Origin of the sequence: Pseudomonas laurentiana (assembly GCF_014648275.1) — a bacterium.
GTDB classification, from domain to species: Bacteria; Pseudomonadota; Gammaproteobacteria; order Pseudomonadales; family Pseudomonadaceae; genus Aquipseudomonas; species Aquipseudomonas laurentiana.
In genome coordinates, this window is the sequence record NZ_BMQU01000003.1 from 191,045 (window position 1) to 213,790 (window position 22,746).

Annotated in this window: 17 protein-coding genes; 6 read left to right on the forward strand and 11 right to left on the reverse strand. The window is 59.7% G+C overall.

The features are described from left to right. Nucleotides 1-187: 187 nt before the first annotated feature. Both IE038_RS04715 and metH read right to left on the reverse strand, forming a co-directional pair. Nucleotides 188-406 (reverse strand): DUF2970 domain-containing protein, encoded by a 219-nt coding sequence (locus IE038_RS04715; protein WP_065757851.1) that lies wholly within the window; start codon nt 404-406, stop codon nt 188-190. Nucleotides 407-518: 112 nt separating this feature from the next. Beyond that, nucleotides 519-4,226, reverse strand: a complete 3,708-nt coding sequence (gene metH / locus IE038_RS04720) for a methionine synthase (RefSeq protein WP_189395226.1) — start codon at nt 4,224-4,226, stop codon at nt 519-521. 156 nt (nt 4,227-4,382) lie between these two features. On the opposite strand from metH, the gene IE038_RS04725 reads away from it, so the two are divergent. Next, on the forward strand, nt 4,383-6,683 hold the full coding sequence (locus IE038_RS04725; protein WP_163936971.1) for a fatty acid cis/trans isomerase: 2,301 nt from the start codon (nt 4,383-4,385) through the stop codon (nt 6,681-6,683). A gap of 157 nt (nt 6,684-6,840) precedes the next feature. Beyond that, nucleotides 6,841-7,425 carry a Fe-S biogenesis protein NfuA gene (gene nfuA, locus IE038_RS04730; protein WP_163936969.1) on the forward strand — a complete coding sequence of 195 codons (585 nt, stop codon included), beginning with the start codon at nt 6,841-6,843 and terminating at the stop codon, nt 7,423-7,425. 57 nt (nt 7,426-7,482) lie between these two features. On the opposite strand, the gene IE038_RS04735 is transcribed toward nfuA, so the two are convergent. From IE038_RS04735 to IE038_RS04775, 9 genes are all read right to left on the reverse strand, one after another. Beyond that, the gene (locus tag IE038_RS04735) at nt 7,483-9,099 is read right to left on the reverse strand and encodes a glycosyltransferase family 39 protein (protein ID WP_189395227.1); all 1,617 of its coding nucleotides are present in this window, start codon (nt 9,097-9,099) and stop codon (nt 7,483-7,485) included. A 163-nt stretch (nt 9,100-9,262) separates the two neighbouring features. After that, a complete protein-coding gene (gene arnC / locus IE038_RS04740) occupies nt 9,263-10,276 on the reverse strand; it encodes an undecaprenyl-phosphate 4-deoxy-4-formamido-L-arabinose transferase (protein WP_189395228.1) in 1,014 nt (337 codons plus the stop codon). Nucleotides 10,277-10,629: 353 nt separating this feature from the next. Continuing rightward, nucleotides 10,630-11,439, reverse strand: coding sequence for a gamma-glutamyl-gamma-aminobutyrate hydrolase family protein (locus IE038_RS04745; RefSeq protein ID WP_163936966.1), 810 nt, complete (start codon nt 11,437-11,439; stop codon nt 10,630-10,632). A 332-nt stretch (nt 11,440-11,771) separates the two neighbouring features. Then, nucleotides 11,772-12,560 carry an amino acid ABC transporter ATP-binding protein gene (locus IE038_RS04750; RefSeq protein WP_163936963.1) on the reverse strand — a complete coding sequence of 263 codons (789 nt, stop codon included), beginning with the start codon at nt 12,558-12,560 and terminating at the stop codon, nt 11,772-11,774. A 19-nt stretch (nt 12,561-12,579) separates the two neighbouring features. Continuing rightward, nucleotides 12,580-13,821: an NAD(P)/FAD-dependent oxidoreductase gene (locus IE038_RS04755; protein WP_189395229.1), complete on the reverse strand. Its 1,242-nt coding sequence runs from the start codon at nt 13,819-13,821 to the stop codon at nt 12,580-12,582. A gap of 27 nt (nt 13,822-13,848) precedes the next feature. After that, nucleotides 13,849-14,559: an ABC transporter permease gene (locus IE038_RS04760; protein WP_163939860.1), complete on the reverse strand. Its 711-nt coding sequence runs from the start codon at nt 14,557-14,559 to the stop codon at nt 13,849-13,851. Beyond that, the gene (locus IE038_RS04765; RefSeq protein WP_163939861.1) at nt 14,556-15,275 is read right to left on the reverse strand and encodes an ABC transporter permease; all 720 of its coding nucleotides are present in this window, start codon (nt 15,273-15,275) and stop codon (nt 14,556-14,558) included. The genes IE038_RS04760 and IE038_RS04765 overlap by 4 nt, the downstream gene beginning before the upstream one ends. A gap of 115 nt (nt 15,276-15,390) precedes the next feature. Continuing rightward, complete coding sequence (locus IE038_RS04770) at nt 15,391-16,149, reverse strand: transporter substrate-binding domain-containing protein (protein ID WP_163939862.1); 759 nt, start codon at nt 16,147-16,149, stop codon at nt 15,391-15,393. Nucleotides 16,150-16,180: 31 nt separating this feature from the next. Then, a complete protein-coding gene (locus IE038_RS04775; RefSeq protein WP_189395230.1) occupies nt 16,181-17,050 on the reverse strand; it encodes a MurR/RpiR family transcriptional regulator in 870 nt (289 codons plus the stop codon). Between the two features lie 148 nt (nt 17,051-17,198). Here IE038_RS04775 and IE038_RS04780 point away from each other — a divergent pair, with 148 nt between their 5' ends. The 4 genes from IE038_RS04780 to tpx all read left to right on the forward strand — a co-directional run bounded on the left by IE038_RS04780 (nt 17,199) and on the right by tpx (nt 22,663). Next, on the forward strand, nt 17,199-18,230 hold the full coding sequence (locus IE038_RS04780; protein WP_189395231.1) for an Ldh family oxidoreductase: 1,032 nt from the start codon (nt 17,199-17,201) through the stop codon (nt 18,228-18,230). 136 nt (nt 18,231-18,366) lie between these two features. Further along, complete coding sequence (locus IE038_RS04785) at nt 18,367-19,569, forward strand: amino acid aminotransferase (RefSeq protein WP_163938944.1); 1,203 nt, start codon at nt 18,367-18,369, stop codon at nt 19,567-19,569. A gap of 305 nt (nt 19,570-19,874) precedes the next feature. Continuing rightward, the gene (locus IE038_RS04790; protein ID WP_163938946.1) at nt 19,875-21,152 is read left to right on the forward strand and encodes an aromatic amino acid transport family protein; all 1,278 of its coding nucleotides are present in this window, start codon (nt 19,875-19,877) and stop codon (nt 21,150-21,152) included. A 1,010-nt stretch (nt 21,153-22,162) separates the two neighbouring features. Beyond that, entirely contained in the window at nt 22,163-22,663 is a 501-nt protein-coding gene (tpx, locus tag IE038_RS04795; RefSeq protein ID WP_189395232.1) for a thiol peroxidase, read from the forward strand. Nucleotides 22,664-22,746: the final 83 nt, after the last annotated feature.

The window sequence follows — 22,746 nt, forward strand, 5'->3', positions numbered from 1 at the left end:
AGAGGCGATGCAATGGGAAATTCAACCAAGTCGGTTAAGAGTGACAGTCATGTCGACGCTTGGGCGACACTCTGTCTGATCATTCTGGTGGTCGTGACAGCCGTGTACTGGGTCAGTCATCAGTGACATCACCCGCTGGGTAGCATGAAACCGCCCGCAGCATGGATACCTGCGGGCGGGTTGCGTTTCAGGCGGCGGTCAGGTGCAGGGCCAGTTTTACCAACCCCAGCAGAACCAGAATGAACAGCAGGGTGAACAGCGTGCCCAGCACAATGAAGTGACTGGGTTTGCCGTGGGTGAAATCGCGCGCGCGGTTCTTGTTGCTCTGCACGCCAAACGCGGCGGCCAGCACGCTTTGCAGCATCTGCCAGAAGGTCGGTGGCTTGCCTTGGGCGGGGTCGTCCATGATCAGCTCCTGTAGGGCGGAAGGCCTGCCCACAGTGTAGCCCCTCAAGCGGCTTCTGCAGGGTGAGGTATCACCTCGACCCTGCAGCACCGGCCTCGCTGACGACAACCGCTTAGGCGTCGTACCCCAGGTTGGGCGCCAACCAACGCTCACTGACGTTCAATGCCTGGTCTTTACGCGCCGTGTAGCTCTCCACCTGATCCTTGTCGACCTTGCCCACGGCGAAGTACTGCGCTTGTGGGTGGGCGAAGTACCAACCGCTGACGGCGGCTGCCGGGAACATCGCATAGTGCTCGGTCAAGGTAACGCCGCTCTGGCCCTGTTCACCGATTTCGGTGCCGTCGAGCAGTTGGAACAGTGTGCCTTTTTCGGTGTGGTCCGGGCAGGCAGGGTAGCCAGGGGCCGGACGGATGCCCAGGTATTGTTCCTTGATCAGCGCTTCGTTACTCAGCGCCTCGTCTTTGGCGTAGCCCCAATACTGCTTGCGCACCTGTTCGTGCAGCCATTCGGCACAGGCCTCGGCCAGGCGGTCGGCGAGTGCCTTGACCATGATCGAGTTGTAGTCGTCGCCCTTGTCCTGATAGGCCTTGGCGACTTCCTCGGCGCCAATGCCGGCGGTGGTGATGAAACCACCGACATAATCGGTCACGCCGCTGTCTTTTGGCGCCACGAAGTCGGCCAGGGAGAAGTTGGGCTTGCCGTCGGTCTTGATGGTCTGCTGACGCAAATGGTGCAGCAGCGCCAGTGGCTGGCCATCCTGCCCATAGACTTCGATGTCGTCGTGGTTGACCTGATTGGCCGGCCAGAAGCCGAACACCGCCCGGGCGCTGATCAGCTTTTCATCGATCAGCTTGCGCAGCATCTGTTGGGCGTCTTCGTACAGTGCCGTGGCTGCCTCACCGACCACTTCGTCGGTGAGGATGCGCGGGAATTTGCCGGCCAGGTCCCAGGAGATGAAGAATGGCGTCCAGTCGATGTACTCGGCCAGTACGTTCAGGTCGATGTTTTCCAGTACCTTGGCGCCGGTGAACGTCGGTACGACTGGCTGATAGCTTGCCCAGTCGAACGATGCCTTGGCCGCGATGGCCTGTGCGTAGCTCAGCCGTTCAGTACGGGCGCTGCGGTTGGCGGTACGCTCACGTACTTCGATGTACTCCAGGCGGGTGCGCTCAACGAAACCGGCTTTCAGTTCCTTGGACAGCAACTGCGTGGCGACGCCGACGGCACGCGAGGCGTCGGTGACGTAGACCACTGCGTCGTTGCTGTACTTGGGTTCGATCTTGACGGCCGTGTGTGCCTTGGAGGTGGTTGCACCGCCGATCATCAGTGGCAGGTGGAAGTCCTGACGCTGCATCTCGCGGGCGACATGCACCATCTCGTCCAGCGACGGCGTGATCAGGCCGGACAGGCCAATGATGTCGCACTTCTGCTCACGGGCCACCTGCAGGATCTTCTCGGCGGGGACCATCACCCCGAGGTCGACGATGTCGTAGCCATTACAGCCCAGCACCACGCCGACGATGTTCTTGCCGATGTCATGCACGTCGCCTTTTACCGTGGCCATGAGGATTTTGCCCTTGGCCTCCGGCTTGTCGCCTTTCTCCGCTTCGATGAAGGGGATCAGGTGGGCCACGGCCTGCTTCATGACCCGCGCCGACTTGACCACTTGCGGCAGGAACATCTTGCCGGCACCGAACAGGTCACCGACCACGTTCATGCCGCTCATCAGCGGGCCCTCGATGACCTCGATCGGGCGTGCGCACTGTTGGCGGCATTCCTCGGTGTCCTCGACGATAAACGCCGTGATGCCTTTGACCAGGGCGTGTTCCAAGCGCTTGCCGACGGGCAGCGAACGCCATTCCTCGCTTTCGACTTCCTTGGTGGCACCGCCTCCCTTGTAGTCATCGGCGATGGCCAGCAGGGCATCGGTGCCTTCGGGGGTGCGGTTGAGTACCACGTCCTCGACCCGCTCGCGCAGGGCTGGCGGGATCTCATCGTAGATCTCCAGCTGGCCGGCGTTGACGATACCCATGGTCAGGCCGTTCTGGATCGCATGGTAGAGAAACACCGAGTGGATCGCTTCACGCACCGGGTTGTTGCCCCGGAAAGAGAACGACACGTTGGACACGCCGCCCGAGGACAGTGCATGGGGCAGGTGGTCGCGAATGTAGGCGCAGGCTTCGATGAAGTCCACGGCGTAGTTGTTGTGTTCCTCGATGCCAGTGGCCACGGCGAAGATGTTCGGGTCGAAAATGATGTCTTCCGGCGGGAAGCCCACTTCATTGACCAGAATGTCGTAGCTGCGTTGGCAGATTTCACGCTTGCGCGCGGCGGTATCGGCCTGGCCGACTTCGTCGAAGGCCATTACTACCACGGCGGCGCCATAGCGCTTGCACAACTTGGCGTGATGCTTGAAGGCTTCGACGCCTTCTTTCATCGAGATCGAGTTGACGATGCCCTTGCCCTGGATGCATTTCAGGCCTGCTTCGATTACCTCCCACTTGGAGGAGTCGATCATGATCGGGACGCGGGAAATGTCCGGCTCGCCGGCAATCAGGTTGAGGAACTTGACCATGGCCGCCTGGGAATCGAGCATCCCTTCGTCCATGTTGATATCGATGACCTGGGCGCCGGCTTCGACCTGCTGCAGGGCGACTTCCAGGGCTTCGGTGTAGTTTTCTTCACGGATCAGTCGGGCGAACTTGGCCGAACCGGTAATGTTGGTGCGCTCACCGACGTTGACGAACAACGAGTTGCGGTCGATGGTGAAGGGCTCCAGGCCCGACAGCCGGCAGGCCTTGGGGATATCCGGAATGACCCGCGGTGGGTACTTGGCCACCGCTTCGGCAATCGCCTGGATGTGCGCAGGCGTGGTGCCACAGCAGCCGCCGATAATGTTCAGGAAGCCGCTGGCGGCGAATTCTTCAACGACGGCAGCCATTTCGGCCGGGGTTTCGTCGTATTCGCCGAAGGCGTTCGGCAGGCCGGCGTTAGGGTGCGCGGAGACCTGGGTATCGGCTTTGCTCGACAGTTCTTCCAGGTACGGGCGCAGGTCCTTGGCACCCAGGGCGCAGTTCAGGCCCACCGAAATCGGCTTGGCATGGCGTACCGAGTTCCAGAACGCTTCGGTCGTCTGTCCGGACAAGGTGCGGCCCGAGGCGTCGGTAATCGTGCCGGAAATCATGATCGGCAATTCGACACCGTCTTCCTCGAACACCTGTTGCACGGCGAAGATCGCCGCTTTGGCGTTGAGGGTGTCGAAGATGGTTTCGATCAGGATCAGGTCGGCACCGCCTTCGATCAGGCCACGGGTGGCCTCGATGTAGTTGGTCACCAGTTCATCGAACGTGACGTTACGGTAGCCGGGGTCGTTGACGTCCGGGGAGATCGAGCAGGTGCGGCTGGTCGGGCCGAGCACGCCGGCGACGAAGCGCGGGCGCTCCGGGGTTTCCAGGGTCTTGGCGTCGGCTACCTGGCGGGCGATTCGTGCGCCCTCGACATTCAGCTCATAGACCAGCGCCTCCATGCCGTAGTCGGCCTGGGAGATCTGCGTAGCGTTGAACGTGTTGGTCTCCAGGATGTCGGCACCGGCATCCAGGTAGGCTTTCTCGATTGCGGCGATGACATCGGGGCGTGACAGCAGCAACAGGTCATTGTTGCCCTTGACGTCGCTGGGCCAGTCGGCGAAGCGCGTGCCACGATAGTCGTGTTCCTCTAGACGGTAGCTTTGGATCATAGTACCCATGCCGCCATCGAGGATCAGGATGCGCTCTTTGAGTGCTTTCTGAAGTGCTTGGAAACGAGCGCTGCGGTCAGACATAGGACTACCTGGTCGGGCAAAGACAAAAGTTGCGGAATAATAACAAAGCTGCGCGGTTTTTAGACGTGCCACAGATTTGCATGAATTTCATTCATGTTGGTGCGGTGCCGCCACCGGTAGAATCGTGAAGCTTTTAATTTCCAGGACAATTGGCACATGGTGCATCGTTTACTTGCCGGGGCCGTCGCGCTGCTGATCAGTGGCATGGCGTTGGGGCAAGCGCCTCAATCCAGTCCGGCTATTTCCTATACCCGGGACATTCAACCCATCTTCACTGAGAAATGCGTTGCCTGCCATGCCTGCAACGATGCTGCCTGTCAGCTCAAGCTGGAAAGTGCCGAAGGTGCCGAACGCGGCGCCTCGAAAGTCCCGGTCTATGAGGGTAACCGCACCAAGGCGGTACCCCCGACCCGGCTGTTCTACGACGCCCAGGGTGTCGATGCCTGGCGGCGCAAGGGCTTCCACTCGGTGTTGGATAACCAGGGTAGCCAGGCCGCGCTGATGGCGCGGATGCTGGCGCTGGGGCATTCAACCCCGTTGACGCCAAATGCCAAGCTGCCTGAAGACATCGTGCTGGGCTTGAATCGGGAAAACATCTGCCCGCTGCCCGGCGAGTTCGATGCGTATGCCAAGGCACATCCCCGAGAGGGCATGCCGCTGGCAGTCACCGGCCTGACCGATGCCCAGTACCAGACGCTGCAGCGTTGGTTGGCGGCGGGTGCGCCAGTCGAGCACAACCCGATCCAGCCTAGCGCCAAGGAAGCGGCACAGATTCAGGAATGGGAGGCGCTGCTCAACAGCCCGGGTTCGACCGAAGCGCTGGTAGGCCGGTGGCTGTATGAACACCTGTTCCTGGCGCATATCTACTTTGTCGGCGGTGAGCCGGGGCACTTCTTCCAGTGGGTACGCTCCCGTACACCCAGTGGTCAGCCCATTGACCTGATTGCCACACGTCGACCCAACGATCCGCCGGGCACCGATTTCTATTACCGGCTGATGCCCGTACAGGGCGTTATCGTGCACAAGACTCACATCACCTACCCGATGGGGCCGCAGAAGCTCAAACGAGTCAAGCAACTGTTCTACAGCGGCGACTGGCACGCGGCTGCGCTGCCGGGCTATGGTCCGCGCCACCGTGCCAACCCGTTCGAGACGTTCGAGGCGATCCCGGCGGTAGCGCGCTATCAGTTCATGCTGGATAACGCCGAGTATTTCGTCCGCACCTTCATCCGCGGCCCGGTGTGCCGTGGCCAGATCGCCACGGACGTCATTCGTGACCACTTCTGGGCGCTGTTCCAGGAACCGGCCCATGATCGCTACCTGACGGATGCCAAGTACCGCGCTGAAGCCACGCCATTGCTGGCAATGCCCGGGCAGATTGACGATGTTGGCAGCATTCTGACCCTCTGGCATACCTACCGTGACAAGCGGAACGAATATGAAAGCCTGCGCCGTGAAGCCTATGCCGACATGCCGGCGCCAAGCTGGTCAAGCCTGTGGGCGGGTAACGACAACGCCTTGCTGACCATCTTCCGTCACTTTGACAGTGCCTCGGTCACCAAGGGCCTGATCGGCGATGTGCCGCTGACCCTATGGCTGTTCGACTACCCGCTGTTCGAGCGTACTTACTATCAGTTGGCAGTGAACTTCGATGTGTTCGGCAACGTGTCGCATCAGGCTCAGACCCGCCTGTATTTCGACCTGATCCGCAACGGTGCCGAGGTCAACTTCCTGCGTCTGATGCCGGCCAACAAGCGGGGCGCCATCCTCAGCGACTGGTACCAGAACGGCGGCAAGGTGAAGATGTGGCTGGACTATGAGGAAATCGACACCAGTACCCCGAGTGCCCTGAAGCTGGACAAGCGTGACCCGAAACGTGACTTTGGCCTCAAGCTGATCGAGCGAACCGGTAGCCTCAACGCAGCCCCCGACCCGATCAATCGCTGCCATGGTGCCTATTGCTCGCGGCCGCAGATGACGGAAGAGTTCCGCGATGTCGAGCAGTCACTGAGCCGCCTGGCTTCGCGTCCGGCAGCAGGGCTGAAGGTGATCAACCAGTTGCCGGAAGCGACCATGCTGCGTATCGAAGGCGCGAGCGGCAAGCGGCAGGTGTACTCCATGCTGCGCAACCATGCCCACAGCAACGTTGCCTTCATGTTGGGTGAGGTCTCGCGGTACCAATTGGGGCTGGACACCCTGACCATCTACCCTGGGGTGATGAGCAGCTACCCGAACTTCATGTTCAATGTTCCGGCCAGCGATGTACCGGAGTTTGTCGAGGACATGGAAGCGGCCCGTGACGATACCGCCAAATTCGAGCGCATTGTCATGCGCTGGGGCGTACGCCGCAGTCATCCGCAGTTCTGGCAGTACTTCCATGACCTGAGCACTTACATCAAGGAAACCGAGCCTGTAGAGGCCGGTGTGTTGGACATGAATCGCTACGAAAACCTTTAAAGGCGATTGTTCGTACCGCTACGGGGCCGCCTCCGGCGCTTGGGTTACCCGCTCAAGAAGCCTGAGGCGGCTTTTGTTTCCCGACAAAAATACTGGGACTTTGTTCGCGCGTCAGGTTGGCGTAAACTGCGGCCAAGTCTGTGAGGAAACCACTTCAATGAGTGCCATAACGATTACCGATGCTGCGCATGATTACCTGGCTGACCTGCTGTCCAAGCAGAACACCGCAGGCATCGGCATACGCATCTTCATTACCCAGCCGGGCACCCAGTACGCCGAGACCTGCATCGCCTACTGCAAACCGGGCGAAGAGAAGGCCGAAGATACCGCCCTGGGCCTGAAGAGCTTCACCGCCTGGATCGACGCCGTCAGCGAGCCGTTCCTTGAGGATGCACTGGTTGACTATGCGACTGACCGCATGGGTGGTCAACTGACCATCAAGGCCCCGAATGCCAAGGTGCCAATGGTCAATGCCGACAGCCCGATCAACGAGCGCATCAACTATTACCTGCAAACCGAGATCAACCCTGGGCTTGCCAGTCACGGCGGCCAGGTCAGCTTGATCGAGGTGGTTGATGATGGCATTGCCGTGCTGCAGTTCGGTGGTGGTTGCCAAGGCTGCGGTCAGGCCGACGTGACCTTGAAGGAAGGTATCGAGCGTACCCTGCTTGAGCGTATTCCTGAGCTCAAGGGCGTACGTGACGTCACCGACCATTCACAGAAAGAGAACGCCTACTACTAAGGCGTTTGCGACAGACCTTCAAGGGGCCGGCAACCGCCAGGCCCCTTGTACGGTTGCTCAGTCGATCTGTTTCGTGCCCTGTTCGCCTTTCGTGTGCGCCAGACGGGCCTGCGATGGCGCGTGAACGGTGTAAAGACGTACTTGAGTATCGCCGACGTTGCGCGTGCTTACGTTTGTCCAGTTGCCGGGGATGGGGGCGAAATCATCTGGCGGCTCGCTACTGCTGACCAGCCATACTCTGCTCGTACTTGTGCCCAGCTGTTCGAGGTTGTCGAGGTAGATCTTTTCAGCATCGCCGTTGACCAGTGTGCCAAATCCATAGTCGCCTGGCCGTCCCGAGGCACCATTGGCCTGTGGCGGTGTATAGAGCAGAGGCAGCGCACCGGTCGTGTTGTAATAGCGGTAGCCGAAATACCAGAACAGGTCGCTGACCACAATTCGGTCATTTGCGACATAGTGCTCGTTGACGTAACTCACCAGCGTGTCGAACTGTTCGTCATCGGTTTGGTAGTTGGTTTTCAAACCGCCCAGTTCTACGAGCAGAAGCAGTGCCAGCGCCGCCATTGCGGTGTAGCGGGAATGGCGCTCCACATGGTCAATAACGATTGCCATGATCAGTGGCAAACCCAGTGCCGAGAACATCAAGTAGCGCTCGACCAGAAGCGGCATTGCCCATGAGACAAGAAACACTACGATCAACGGAAGGAACGTATAGATCACCAGCAGGACGTGAAGTTTATGAGGCCCTTGATCGCGCCGGCATACAACGCCAGCGATCAATGCCAGCGCCACTGGAAGCGAGAAGTAGATCGCTCTGTTCAGTTCCAGGCCGTCCGTAAGGTTTAAGAACTGCCAGATTGTCGACGGAAGTGAATAGCCGGTAACCGGCGGTATCCAGCCTACGTCACCGCCTGCCTTGAGCTGCTCGGTATGTTGCATCAGGTCAATCAGGCCTGGAATCCAGGGGGTGTACATCAAGACGATCGCACTGTTGGCCAGCCACCATGCCGGCCGAACGATGAGGCGGTTTTTTTCCCCGCGAATCATCAACAGATAGGTCCAGTGAGAAAGCACGCAGAGGGCGGTGAAATAGTGCGTGTAAAAACTGGCGGTCATTAACAATGCGTAAATGACAAGGTAGCGGTGACGCGCTGGGTTTTTTACCCAATAGACCAGGGCGATGGTTGCGCCCAGTAACCAGAATCCCATAAGCGAGTACATGCGCACTTCCTGGCTGTAGCGCACGGCAATTGGCAGCATTGCCAGTAAAACTCCAGCAAGGACGGCTGCTCGACGTGTTGCAATCAAGGAGACCAGCCAGACACCCAGGGCAACGGTCCCCAAGCCGGTCAGTACACTCATGAACCTGATGGAAAAAATGCCGTTTCCGAAGACGTCTATCCAGGTATGCAAAAGAAGAAAGTAGAGTGGGGGGTGCACATCATGGGCGCTGTGAAGCCAAATGAGTGAGGGTGAATACTGGCTCATCAGCAAGCTGGAACCTTCATCGCACCAGATCGCGGAAGCGGTTGAGCCATAGATACGAACCACTGTTGCGAGCAACAGAATAGGAATTAGCCAGAGTTCCCTCGCCAAGACCGCAAGTCGCTGGATTCTCTGCGCGGCATCGGGCGTCAGGGCTTTGCCCGTGACATTGCATTCGTCAGGCCTCATGTTCCCTCCCAGCTAGTCAGGGCGCAGCGTATTGGTTTGGCGTATTTGCTGGCTGATTTGAGCGTAGCCTTTTTCCTCTGAAATCCTGGGTCTTTCGGCAGCATTGACCGGCTGCGATAACGTGGCAGTAGCGAGCCATGCAGGTTGAGTGTACCTGCCGTACTCATCGAACTGCCTTGCTCAAGTGGGGCGAGGCAGAGACATCCAGACGTTCGGCGGCCACTTCGGTTGAGCTGCGCACGATTTTTTCGATGAAAAAACGCGGGCGTGCTCTGACATCGCTGTACATTCGACCCAGGTACTCGCCGAGCAGGCCCATGCCGATGAATTGCCCGCCGGTGAACACGAACAGCACTGCGAACAATACGAAGGTGCCCTGGCCAGCCCAGTGGGCACCGAACATCAGGCGCAAGACGATCAACAGCACTGCAAACAGCGCGCCCAGCAATGCCATGCTGAAGCCAATGATGCTCAGCAGCCGCAAGGGGGTTGTGGTCATGCAGGTGATCAAATCGAACATCAGGTTGATCAGGCGCATCGGGCTGTACTTTGAATCGCCATGCACGCGTTCGGCATGGTCTACCGGTACCTCGGTCGTATAGCGGGCAAAGCTATTGGCCAGAATCGGGATAAACGTGCTGCGCTCGCGGCAGGCCAGCATCGTGTCGACGATAGTCCGTCGGTATGCCCGAAGCATGCAGCCATAATCGGTCATGGCAACGCCGGTGGAACGCTTGACGGCCAGGTTGATCAGCTTTGAAGGCCAACGGCGCCAGGCAGAATCCTGGCGATTGCTGCGCACGGTGCCGATTACGTCGTAACCCTGTTCAGCAAGGGTGACCAGCCGCGGAATTGCCTCGGGCGGGTTTTGCAGGTCAGCGTCGAGGGTAATGACCACATCGCCTTTGCACTGTTCAAAACCGGCCATGATCGCTGCGTGCTGACCGTAGTTTCGATTGAGTATGACGGCGACGATAGGGCTGTCGTCTCGTTCCGCTGCCTCTTGGAGTATCTGCGCAGAGTTGTCACGGCTGCCATCGTCCACCAGCACAATCTCAAAGTCATGGGGCTGCTGCGCGCATGCGGCTTGAGTGCGTCGCAACAGTTCCGGCAGGCTCTGTTGTTCGTTGTAGACCGGTATGACAATCGACACACAGTGGATAGGGTAAGGTTTCACGAGGGCGCTTCCACGATGAATTCGATGGCGCCTCAGGCGTACTTGTCATCGCCAAGGCTCGGTCGGGAAAACGGCATAACACCTGATGAGGGGGCGCTTAATGCGCGCAACGGTGGTGAACCCAGGTAAGGGAGCGGTTTTTCTGCGCCGTCACGGCCCCGTCCAACCCTCCATACAGGCTGCTTGATGCTGAAAATACTAGTTCAAGCATGAATATTACGTATGCAAAGCGTTGGTTTTTCGGATGGGGTGTGAAGGTGTAAAGGCGGGTGAGGTGTTTCGTGGGGTGTGGTTATCACCCGCAAGGCTGGCTCCTCGTATGGCGCCGGCCTTGCGGGTGATCGGTGCAGCACTCAAGCTGCGATTTCAGGCTTTTTTAGCGCAAGGCGCACGCGTTGGCGGCAGGCATCGCCGAAGGCCTGGAACATTTTGACCGAGTCGGGGTTCTGCGCTGCTTGCCACTCCGGGTGCCACTGCACGGCGAAGAGGAACGGCGACAGGCTCGGGGCATGGACAGCTTCGACCAGGCCATCTTCGGCGTGGGCGATAGGCTCAAGGCCTTTACCAAGGGTTTTCAGGCCCTGGCCATGCAGTGAGTTGACGCGAATCTCATCGGTTTGCAGCAGGTCACGCAACCAGCTTTTCGGTGCCAGGCGTACGCCATGTACGGCCTGGTACTGGATGTCCACCGGATCTTCCGGGTTTTCCCGGTGGTCGTTGAAGCCAGGTTCTGCGTAGACTTTCTGGTAGATATCGCCACCCAGCGCTACGTTGATTTCCTGCATGCCACGGCAAATACCGAAGATCGGCAGGCCGCGGGCAATCGCTGCATGCACCAACGGGATGTCGAACAGGTCACGGTCCTTGTCCTGAGCTTTGCCGGGGGTATGGTTGTCCTGGCCGTAAAGGCTTGGGTCGATGTTGCTGCCAGCACCGGTCAGGTAAACACCGTCGGCCATGTTCAGGTATTGCTCAAGGTCGTCGGCACCGCAGCAGGTCGGTACCAGTACCGGTACGCAACCGGCCAGCTCGACCAGTGGAACGATGTACTTGTGGGTCATGACCTGGTAGTCGTGGCCCTTGCGCTCCTGGGCACCCATGGTCATGAGAACGACGGGCTTGCGGAGAGTCTGATTCTTATTGCCAATGTTGCTGTTGGGCATATGTCACCTTTGGACAGGCGCAGCCTGTCATTGTTGTGCAGGCGCATCGATTCAGCCTGATGCTACCTGAGGTTCCGAGCACTGCCGGAAGGCACGCAATGGCCTGATTCCAGTCGAAACCTGTTACATAGCTTGCCAGCGCCGTTAAATATGTCAAACAGCTTTGTGTAAAATTATTGCTTAGTAAGCTACTAATTCTGCGGATCTATTAGGTATGCTATTGAAATATAAAGATATTTTGTATTTTTTATAGTTCATTATATTTAACGTTTTGGCGCGTGCGCTGCGGGAGTATGGGCCTTGGCGAGACGGAGGCGCTCAAGGCCCTTGGCTCAGTGCAGGATCTGCGCGAGGAACCCTTTGGCCCGTGAGCTTTGTGGGTTGTTGAAAAATGCCTCGGGAGGGCTGTCCTCGATGATCTGGCCGCCATCGAGGAACAGCACGCGTTCTGCCACCTGGCGGGCGAACCCCATTTCGTGGGTGACGCACAGCATGGTCATGCCGGTGTCGGCCAGCCGGACCAGCACGTCCAGCACTTCGGCGACCATTTCCGGATCGAGTGCCGAGGTGGGTTCGTCGAACAACATGATTTTCGGTTTCATGCACAGTGCCCGTGCGATTGCCACGCGCTGCTGTTGCCCGCCAGAGAGCTGGCTGGGGTACTTGCCTGCCTGGCTTTCGATACCCACCTTGTTCAGGTAGAAGCGCGCGCGTTCCTCGGCTTCCTGACGTGACAGGCCGCGCACGCTCATGGGCGCCAGGGTGCAGTTGTCGAGTACGCTCATGTGGGGAAACAGGTTGAAGTGCTGGAACACCATGCCGATCTCGCTGCGCACCTGGGCCGCCTGGCGACTGGTTTCGGCGAGGTCAGTGTCATTGACCCGGATCGTGCCTTTCTCGGCGATCTCCAGGCGGTTGATACAGCGGATCAGTGTCGACTTGCCCGAACCGGAAGGCCCGCAGAGTACGATACGCTCGCCCTCGCGTACCTGCAGGTCGATATCGTGCAGTACATGGTAGGCGCCGTAGTACTTGTTCAGGCCCTCAATGGTCACCACGACCTTGCGTGGGTCGGGTTGGGCGATGGGGCGGGTGGTGGCAAGGCTCAGGGGGCTGGGCATTATTATTGTTCTCCCGAAGTCAGTTGAAGCGCTGTGCGCTGTAAGGCGCAGGGTCGGTGAAAGGCTTGGCGCCGGTCATCATTTCAGCTAACAGCCGACCGCTGACCGGCCCCAGGGTCAGGCCATGGTGAGCGTGCCCGAAGTTGAACCACAGGCCTTTGTGATGCGCTGCCGGGCCTATGACCGGGCGCATGTCCGGCAGGCATGGGCGGCGCCCCAGCCATGGCTCGGCTTCGATGCGTTCGCCGAGGGGGAACAGCTTGCGTGCGATGGCCTCACAACGCTCCAGCTGGATTTGATTGGCCGGCGCATCGCTGGCGGCGAATTCGATGCCGGTGGTCAGGCGGATTCCCTTGACCATGGGGGCCAGGACGAAACCACCCTGTACGTCGCAGATCGAGTGCGTCAGTTCGGCGCCGGCGCGTGGTCGGTAATGGGCGTGGTAACCCCGCTTGATCTCCAACGGAATGTTGTAGCCCAAGGGTTTGAACAGGTCGGCGGCTTGTGGGCCGAGGGCGACGACCACTTCGGCTGCGCTGACGGGGCCCTGACGGCTGTCGACTTGCCAGTCGCCAGCGACCTGGCGCAGTGTGCGGGCATCGCCATGAATGAACTGGCCCCCGCGTTTGACGAACAGCGCGGCATAGCCGCGCGTCAGGCCACCGGGGTCGCTGACGGTCTTGGGGTCGAGCCAGTGGATGCCACCGACAACGTTTTCGCTGAGGTCGACTTCGCGTGTGTGCAGTTGCTGGCGGTCGAGGATCTCGTAGCGCAGGCCGTAGGGCTTGAGTGCATGGGCCTCTTCCTGTGCAGTGGCAAAGGCGTCGGCATTGCGGTACACCTCGATCCAGCCCTTGGCCTTGATCAGGTCGCCGAGCTCGGCAGCCTCGATCAGCGCGTCGTGTTCCTCTACGCAGCGCTCCACCAGTGGCAGCATGGCGCGGGTGGCCACGGCGATGCCTGCGGGCGATGAATTTTGCCAGTACTTGAGCAGCCAGGGACCCGCCTTGGGCAGGTAGCGCAGGCTGTAGCGCACATCAGGCTGGCGATTCAGGCTGTAGCGCAACAAGCGGGAAAGCTCGCGCGGGAAAGCGTAGGGGATCACGCTGGAGCGCTCGATCAGCCCGGCGTTGCCGTGGCTGGTGCCGCTGCCCGGCTCGGCGCGGTCGATCAGGATCACCTTGCGTCCACGGGCCTGCAGGTGCAGGGCGGTGCTGACGCCGACGATACCGGCGCCCAGAACGATGGTTTGGCATTGCATGGAACGGTCCTCGAAAGGCTGCACGGTTTAGCGCAGGTGACGGCCCAGACGGCCTTCGATGTGTTTAAGGCTGCGTCGCACGATCTCGACGATCAGCAGGTAGAGCACTGCAGCCCAGAGGTAGATCTGGAAGTCGAAACTGCGCGAGAAGGCCAGTTTGGTGATGCCCATCAGGTCATAGATGGTCACCAGCGAAGCAATGGCGCTGGCCTTGATCATCAGGATCAATTCGTTGCCCAGTGGGCCGACGGCGACGATCAGTGATTGGGGCAGGATGACTTTGAAAAAGGTGGTCGAGCGCTTCAGGCTCAGTGCCTTGGCGGCTTCGTATTGCCCGGGGGCAACGGCCAGCAGGCTGCCGCGGAAGATCTCGGCCTGGTAGGCCGCGGTGTTCAGGGTGAAGGCCAGCAGGGTGCAGTACCACGCCTCGCGGAAAAACCACCAGAGCCCGACGTCTTGCCAGAAGCCCTTGAAGGAGCTCAGGCCGTAATACAGCATGAACAGTTGAGCCAACAGCGGTGAGCCGCGGAAGAAGTAGATGTAGCCGGCGCTCAGACGCTGCACGACCAGGTTGTTCGACAGCCGCGCCAGGGCCAGCAGCAGGCCAAGTATTGCGCCGAGGGTGAACGAGATTGCCACCAGTTTGGCGGTCACCAGCAGGCCATCGACAAAGCGGGGGCCGTAGCGCTCCAGCAGCTCGGGATCGAGGAACAGCCGTAGCAGATCGTCGAAAGTCATGGGCGTGCGCTCCGCAGGTGGCGGCTGAAATACCGCTCGATAACGTTAAAGGCGCGTCCCGACAGGGCTGAGAACAGCAGGTAGCCAAAGCAGGCGACGGCATAGAAGAACATCGGCTCCTTGGTCACGCTGACCGCCAGGTTGGTCTGGCGCATCAGGTCGACCAGGGAGATGGTCGAGACCAGCGACGTGTCCTTGAGCAGTGACAGCCAGTTGTTCGACAGGCCGGGCAAGGCGATACGTGCCAGTTGCGGAAACACCACTTTGCGAAAGGTCGTGGTCTTGCTCAGGCCCAGAGCCGCTGATGCCTCGTATTGGCCCTTGGGCACGGTCTTGAAGGCGGCCAGCCAGATCTCGCTGGAAAAGGCGGCGAAAACGAAGCTGAACGCGATCATCGCGGCGAGGAACGTGTTGATCAACACTTCGCCTTCATACCCCATGGCAGCAAGGATTTTCTGTGCGGCAATCTGGCAGCCGTAATAGATGATCAGCAGGGTCAGCAGCTCTGGCAGGCCCCGGAATACGGTAGAGAAGACGGTAGCCGCAGCCCTTGGGAAACGCTTTGGCGAGCGGGCGGCGAGGGCGACGCCCAGCCCCAGTGGCAAGCCAATGGGCAGGCAGGCCAAGGCCAGGGTAATGGTGACCACGGCACCGGCCAGTAATGCCTGGCCCCAGCCGCCGCTGGCAAACGACAGCAGTGACAGTTGTTCGATCATGCTCGAACCCTCTTTTTTGACCGTGCAGGAGCCGGCGATGGCGTCGACGCGTTGTCAGCGCGATATCCGCTGGCGCATCGCGTCGGCAAGGCCGGCTCCTGCAGGGATGTGGGGCTTATTGGTAGATATCGAAGTCGAAGTAGCGGCTGGAAATCTTCTGGTAGGTACCGTCGGCGACGATCTCATCCAGCGCCTTGTTCAGGCGTTCGCGCAGGGCGTCGTCGTCCTTGCGAACGGCGATCGAGGCATCGGCGGTGGTGCCTTTGACATCGCCTATGAACTTGCAGCAGTCCTTGCCGGACTTGTTCAGCCATTCCATCAGCGGAAATTTGTCGGCAATCACGCCATCCAGGCGGCCTGCAGCGAGGTCGGCGTTGGCTTCATCGAGGGTAGGGTAGAGCTTGACCTCGGCACCGGCCTTGCCATAGACGTCTTCGGCATAGATGGCCTGGGTCGAGGACGACTGTGCGCCCACGGTGTAGCCCTTGAAGTTGGTCTGTGCGTCGGTGATCTTGCTGTCCTTGGCCACGGCAACCGAAAGGGGGGTCTTGTAGTAGTGGTTGGTGAAGGCGATTTTCTTGCGACGCTCTTCCGTGTTGATCATCGACGCAACCACGGCATCGTACTTCTTGGCCATCAGTGCCGGGATGATGCCTTCCCAGTCCTGGGCAACCAAGGTGCATTGCACCTGCATGCGTTCGCACAGGGCATTGGCAATATCGACGTCGAAGCCGTGCAGCTTGTTATCCGAATCGACATAGTTGAAGGGTGGGTAAGCGCCTTCGGTGGCGATTTTCAAGGTTTCTGCCTGGGCGGCGCCGATTCCGGCGAGCATCAGTACGCAAGCGCTTGCAAGGTGGACGACTCGTTTCATCATGTACCTCGATTGGTATTTTGCACTCTGGCTATTGTTTGCTCGTTGACGTGTAGCCAACGAATTCGTTGTGTAGAGCGGCAGTGGCTTCCAAGCGTTTTTCAACATCCGGTCCGAGCTTCTTGCAGACCTCGTTGACCATCAGGTGTACCCACGACAGCATGGTCGCGGTGGACTCCCAGAACAGATTGAAATCGGTGGGTATACGAAAGACTTCGTCGGCGTGGGCATCGGCCCAGTCGCAGAAGGTATCGGTAACCAGTGTTACCGGGATGCCCGCTTCCTGTGCCTTGCGACACAAGGTCAGGGCATGACGTGAGTAGCGGCGTGCCTCGAACACCACCAGTGCGCAGTCGTCCGGTTGGCTGAGCAGCACGTCGCCAAAGTGCCCGGCGCTGCCGTCGACGGCGTGCACACCGTCACGCAGGTATTGCAACAGGTGCACCATGCACAGGGCGATGCCGCGCTCGGTTTGAAAGCCGGCGACGAAAATTTTCCGGCGTTCAGAAAGGCGTTGGGCAACGCTGTGCCAGAGCGGGGTGTGGCTGTATTCATGAACCCGCACCAGCGCGGCAACTTCCAGTTCAAAGCTGCGCGAAGCACCTTCTTCGGATTCGCGCCGTTGTTGGCGGAATTCTTGCAGGCGATCACCGACCAGCCAGGGGCCATCGCCCAGGTCATTCTTGAGGTCGTGTTTGAGTGCCTTGAAGTGCTCATACCCCAGTGCGCGGCAGAAGCGGCCGACACTGGACTCGCTGATACCAAGTTTCTCGGCGATGCTGGCAGCGGTCTGGAAAGGCAATTCATGCAGGTTGCCCAGCATGTAAGTGGCGATCTTGCGCCCAGACGCCGAGGCGTTCTGCAGGCTGCTTTCCAGGCGTTGCTTGATCGGTTGGCTCACGGACGACTCTCATGGCGGTTGCGCTTGACGAAGAAAATGAATGTTTTCTGTCATCAAGTCAATATTTGACAGATAGCTGTCACTGCGCGAGAGTTTCCAGCCATGCTCGTCGCTGTCGCCCAGTCCAATTCCAACAAGGGAGCTTCAGATGTCCGCACGTCCCGATACTGCAGTCGCACACCTGGCGTTTGCCGAACTGCAGGCTTTGCTGCATCGAATTTTTGTTCGTCATGGCACCAGCGAGGCAGTTGCCGATGCGCTGGCCTATAACTGCGCCAGCGCCCAGCGTGACGGCGCCCACAGTCACGGGGTGTTTCGTATTCCGGGCTATGTATCGACCCTGGCCAGTGGCTGGGTCGATGGCAAGGCGTTGCCAGAGGTCGAGGATGTGGCCTCCGGCTATATTCGTGTCGATGCCAAGGGTGGCTTTGCCCAGCCCGCGCTGGCCGCCGCCCGCGGGCTGTTGGTGGAGAAGGCCCGCAGTGCCGGGGTTGCGGTGCTGGCCATTCACAACTCTCACCACTTTGCGGCCCTGTGGCCTGACGTAGAGCCGTTCGCCGAACAAGGGCTGGTCGCTCTGAGCGTGGTCAACAGCATGACCTGCGTGGTCCCTCATGGTGCACAACGCCCCTTGTTTGGCACCAATCCGATTGCATTTGCCGCACCGTGCGCTGGCAGCGACCCTATTGTCTTCGATATGGCCACCAGTGCCATGGCCCATGGCGATGTGCAGATTGCCGCACGCAAAGGCGAGCAATTGCCGGAAGGTATGGGGGTGGACAGTCAGGGCCAGCCAACCCGCGATCCCAAAGCGATTCTTGAGGGCGGGGCATTGTTGCCTTTTGGTGGGCACAAGGGTTCAGCGTTGTCGATGATGGTCGAGTTGTTGGCCGCAGCCTTGACCGGCGGTAATTTTTCGTTCGAGTTCGACTGGTCGCAGCACCCAGGCGCGAAAACGCCATGGACCGGGCAATTGATCATTGTCATTGATCCTGCCAAGTCCGTGGGCAATCGCTTTGCCGAGCGCAGCCGCGAACTGGTGAATCAGATGCATGAGGTGGGCTTGAAGCGTATGCCGGGAGAGCGGCGTTACCGCGAGCGCGAGTTGTCGGCGCAACAGGGCGTGACCCTGACGGTGCAGGAGCTGGAGCAGCTACGAACACTGGCGGGAGAGCAGTGAGTCAACGACGGTGATGCTGTGCCGTGCAGTGTTGCACTGACGAGTTGCACGCGAAGCCATGTTCCTTGGCGTTCAGTACAGGTATCCTCGCGACAGCTGTTAGTCCGAACTGTCCTGACCCAAGGAGCTGCACGCTGTGTTCAAACATGTTGATGCCTATGCCGGTGACCCGATTCTCTCGCTGATGGAGACCTTCAAGGCCGACCCGCGTGCCGACAAGGTCAACCTGAGTATCGGTCTGTATTACGATGCAGCCGGTGTGGTGCCGCAACTGGGCGCCGTGGCCGAGGCGGAAAAGCGCCTGGCCGACCAGCCTCACCAAGCGTCGCTGTACCTGCCAATGGAAGGCCTGGGCAGCTATCGCCAGGCGATCCAGACCCTGCTGTTCGGCGCCGGCCATCCCGCGGTAGAGGGTGGGCGTGTCGCTACCGTGCAGACCGTTGGCGGTTCGGGGGCATTGAAGGTTGGCGCTGACTTCCTCAAGCGTTACTTCCCGGAGTCGCAGGTCTGGGTCAGCGATCCGACCTGGGACAACCACCGCGCAATCTTTGAAGGCGCAGGTTTCAAGGTCAACACCTACCCGTACTTTGATCAGCAGAGCCGTGGGCTGAATTTTGACGGCATGCTCGCGACGTTGCAGACCTTGCCGGCCAACAGCATTGTGCTGTTGCACCCGTGCTGCCATAACCCCACGGGTGTCGACCTCAGCCAGGCACAGTGGCAGCAGGTGATCGAGGTGGTCAAGGCGCGCAACCTGATTCCATTCCTCGACATTGCCTATCAAGGCTTTGGCGAAGGCCTGGTGGAGGATGCCTACGCCATCCGTGAAGTCGCCCGTGCAGGCGTGCCTTGCCTGGTCAGCAACTCGTTCTCGAAGATTTTCTCGCTGTATGGTGAGCGCGTAGGCGGCTTGTCGGTGGTCTGCGACGACGTGGCCAGCGCACAAAGTGTATTGGGCCAGCTCAAGGCTACTGTGCGTCGTAACTACTCCAGCCCACCGAACTTTGGTGCCCAACTGGTCGCAGCGGTGCTTGGCGACGCGGCCCTGAATGCCCAGTGGGAAGCCGAAGTGGAGCAGATGCGCCTGCGCATCCTCGAGATGCGTCAAGGACTGGTCGATGCCTTGGCCGCGCTGCTGCCAGGCCAGGACTTCCAGTTCTTCCTGCGTCAGCGCGGCATGTTCAGCTACACCGGCTTTAGCGTGGAGCAGGTTCGCCGCTTGCGCGACGAGTTCGGGGTGTACCTGATCGACAGTGGCCGGGTGTGCATGGCGGGCCTGCGACCCGACAACCTGCAACAAGTGGCGAAGGCGTTTGCCGCGGTGCAACGTCAGGCATAACGCAGCGCCCTTGCCGGCACCTTGCGGATACCCTCGCAGGCAAGCCTTGCCCCCGCGCTCACTGAGCGGCGCGGTGGCTGGCTTGCCTGCAATAACACTGCCCTGGTTTGAGAGGTGCGCCTCGTCCTTCTGGCACTGTTTTTCTTCGTGATGTTGCACTAGGTGCAACCGTTCCTCTGGTAGCACTTTGCAAGTGCAACCAATCAGCGCAAAATCGCGCCCTCTTACTATAGGTTGGGAGCGGTGAGGCGTCTGTTTCGCAGCTCCTGGCCCTGTTGTAGTCTTGCGAGTGGAGTTGCACCCGGATGAACGAGCAGGCCCCAAGCGTTGATCAACGCTTTGAATCGACCCCCGTTGCCCTTGGCAACTGGGCCCGTCATGACACCACCTGGATGCTGGGCCTGTTTGGCACGGCTATCGGCGCTGGTACCTTGTTTCTGCCAATCAACGCTGGGCTCGGTGGTTTTTGGCCACTATTGGTCTTGGCGCTGCTGGCGTTTCCGATGACCTTCTTCGCTCATCGCGGGCTAACCCGTTTCGTGCTGTCTGGTCGTGATGGCGCTGACATCACCGAGGTTGTCGAGGAGCACTTCGGGCTGAAGGCCGGCGCCTTGATCACCCTGTTGTACTTCTTTGCCATCTTCCCGATCCTGCTGATCTACAGCGTGGCCTTGACCAACACCGTCAGCAGTTTCCTGGAGCACCAGCTACACATCACGCCACCGCCGCGTATGGCGCTCTCCCTTGTGCTGATCCTCGGCTTGTTGGCAGTGGTTCGCTGTGGTGAACAGGCCACCGTCAAAGCCATGAGCCTGTTGGTGTACCCATTTATCGTCGCCCTGGCGTTTTTGGCTGTGTTTCTCATTCCGCATTGGAGCGGCGGTATCCTCGCTACGGCCAGTGAAGTGCCGCCAGCCTCTGCGTTTTTGCATACCCTGTGGCTGGCGATTCCGGTCATGGTGTTTTCGTTCAACCACTCACCGATCATTTCCGCCTTCGCCGTCGACCAAAAGCGCCGTTATGGTGTGAACGCCGAACAGCGCAGCGGGCAGATTCTGGCCCGCGCTCACTGGCTGATGGTCGCGATGGTGCTGTTCTTCGTGTTCAGCTGCGTACTGACGCTGACCCCAGCCCAACTGGCCGAAGCCAAGGCGCAGAACCTGTCGATCCTGTCGTACCTGGCCAACCATTTCAGTAACCCGACCATTGCTTTTGCCGCGCCGCTGATTGCGTTCGTGGCCATCTCCAAGTCGTTCCTGGGGCACTACATCGGTGCCAGTGAAGGCCTCAAGGGCATGATCGTCAAAAGCGGCTGGCGCCCAGGCGCCAAGGCGCTGGACCGCGTCACTGCCGCATTCATGCTGGTGGTGTGCTGGATCGTTGCCACGCTCAATCCAAGCATCCTCAGCATGATCGAGACCCTTGGTGGGCCGGTCATTGCGGCCATTCTCTTCCTGATGCCGATGTACGCCATTCGCCGGGTGCCCGCGATGCGTCAATACAGTGGTGCACTGTCCAACGTGTTTGTGGTCGCGGTAGGCCTGGTGGCCATTTCGGCACTGGTGTACTCGCTGCTGGGCTGAAGTCTTGTGCTGGGGGCCAGGAAGGCCCTTCAGCGTATGTCCGGCATCGCAAACGGATATGCCTGCGGTCATCAGGGGTGATGCATGTTTGTGGCTATTGGCGCCCACCTCGTGAACATATCCATTCCCTGTGGCGGCACCACCGGCTGGTTTCGCCTTTTACGGCGACCCACTTTTGAAAGGGCGCAAAAGTGGGCAAAACGCCCTGTCCCGACATCCGGCCCTACGCTGCGCTTCGGGTGCCTTCCTTACGCCATCGCTCCCGTGTGGACGCGCCGACGGGCCATCCATGGCCCATCAGCACTTGCGAGGCATCCCTGCCTCGCACCCCACTACGCAATGACTCCACTCAGCCTCCTGAAGGGACGCCCTGCAGCGCCTGACATTCCGTGTACTGACAAGCAGAGCACTCGCAGACACTCGCGGCTTCGCTTGTCCGCGAAGGCGCTGGGCTTTTCGGCTTTGTTTTTTCATGCACTGAATCTGCAGGCGCCGCCAAATTGTCCCTTCAGGAGGTCGAACGCAGGCAGTGCGTAGCTGGGTGCCAGGCAGGGATGCCTGGCAAGGGCTGAGGGCCAGGAAGGCCCTTCAGCACGGTCCCGGCGGGAGCACTGCCGGAGTGAGAGGACCCGCAGCGTAGCGGAGGGCCGGATGTTGGGACGAGGGGTTTTGGTCACGTTTGCCCCGACAAAAGTGACACGCCGTAAAGGCGGAACGGGATATCAGGCCCAACATCGCAAACGGATATGCCTGCCGTCATCAGGGGCGACGCATGTTTGTGGTTATTGGCTCTCACCTCGTGAACATATCCATGCCCTGCAGCGCCTGAGACTCCGCGCACCTACAAACAAAACCCTCCTGAACAATATGCCAGGGGCCGGGTTTTAGCTCCCGGATTGTCTACAAGAATTGTATGAAAGCTCAACAATTTTTGTCTGCCCATAGGTGGCGGGGCACTTTCGTGGTTAACTTTGGTCCTTTACTCACCTCCCGCATTAAGGACTTCACTCATGGCTCAAGTCACTCTTAAAGGCAATCCGGTTCAGGTCAACGGTCAACTGCCACAGGTTGGCACCCAGGCACCGGCGTTCAGCCTGGTCGGCGCTGGCCTGGCTGACGTGTCGCTGAAAGACTTCGCCGGCAAGCGCAAAGTGCTGAATATCTTCCCAAGCGTCGATACCCCGACCTGCGCGACCTCCGTGCGTACCTTCAATGCCAAGGCCAATGACGTGGCCAACACTGTTGTCCTGTGCATCTCGGCTGACCTGCCGTTTGCTCAAGCCCGTTTCTGTGGCGCCGAAGGTCTGGAAAACGTCAAGAACCTCTCGACCCTGCGCGGTCGTGAGTTCATCGAGAACTATGGTGTGGCCATTGCTGACGGTCCACTGGCCGGCCTGACGGCACGTGCCGTGGTGGTGCTGGACGAGAACGACAAAGTGCTGCACAGCGAGCTGGTCAAGGAGATCGCCGAGGAGCCTGACTACGCTGCCGCCCTGGCTGTGTTGAAATAATCTGCCGCCCTCGCCGGCAGTGCCGGCGATTCAGGGGCACAGATTTGCAAGCGTTTGTAACGGCCTGGCCTGCGTCCAGGCCG

Bases quoted from the DNA above. Each gene is read 5' to 3' on its own strand.
- IE038_RS04750 (WP_163936963.1), bottom strand. From the start codon at position 12,560: ATGCCCAGCCCCCTGAGCCTTGCCACCACCCGCCCCATCGCCCAACCC.
- IE038_RS04765 (WP_163939861.1), bottom strand. From the start codon at position 15,275: ATGATCGAACAACTGTCACTGCTGTCGTTTGCCAGCGGCGGCTGGGGC.
- IE038_RS04790 (WP_163938946.1), top strand. From the start codon at position 19,875: ATGAACGAGCAGGCCCCAAGCGTTGATCAACGCTTTGAATCGACCCCC.
- IE038_RS04735 (WP_189395227.1), bottom strand. From the start codon at position 9,099: ATGAGGCCTGACGAATGCAATGTCACGGGCAAAGCCCTGACGCCCGAT.
- tpx (WP_189395232.1), top strand. From the start codon at position 22,163: ATGGCTCAAGTCACTCTTAAAGGCAATCCGGTTCAGGTCAACGGTCAA.
- nfuA (WP_163936969.1), top strand. From the start codon at position 6,841: ATGAGTGCCATAACGATTACCGATGCTGCGCATGATTACCTGGCTGAC.
- IE038_RS04770 (WP_163939862.1), bottom strand. From the start codon at position 16,149: ATGAAACGAGTCGTCCACCTTGCAAGCGCTTGCGTACTGATGCTCGCC.
- IE038_RS04715 (WP_065757851.1), bottom strand. From the start codon at position 406: ATGGACGACCCCGCCCAAGGCAAGCCACCGACCTTCTGGCAGATGCTG.
- IE038_RS04760 (WP_163939860.1), bottom strand. From the start codon at position 14,559: ATGACTTTCGACGATCTGCTACGGCTGTTCCTCGATCCCGAGCTGCTG.
- IE038_RS04745 (WP_163936966.1), bottom strand. From the start codon at position 11,439: ATGCCCAACAGCAACATTGGCAATAAGAATCAGACTCTCCGCAAGCCC.
- IE038_RS04755 (WP_189395229.1), bottom strand. From the start codon at position 13,821: ATGCAATGCCAAACCATCGTTCTGGGCGCCGGTATCGTCGGCGTCAGC.
- IE038_RS04725 (WP_163936971.1), top strand. From the start codon at position 4,383: ATGGTGCATCGTTTACTTGCCGGGGCCGTCGCGCTGCTGATCAGTGGC.
- metH (WP_189395226.1), bottom strand. From the start codon at position 4,226: ATGTCTGACCGCAGCGCTCGTTTCCAAGCACTTCAGAAAGCACTCAAA.
- IE038_RS04780 (WP_189395231.1), top strand. From the start codon at position 17,199: ATGTCCGCACGTCCCGATACTGCAGTCGCACACCTGGCGTTTGCCGAA.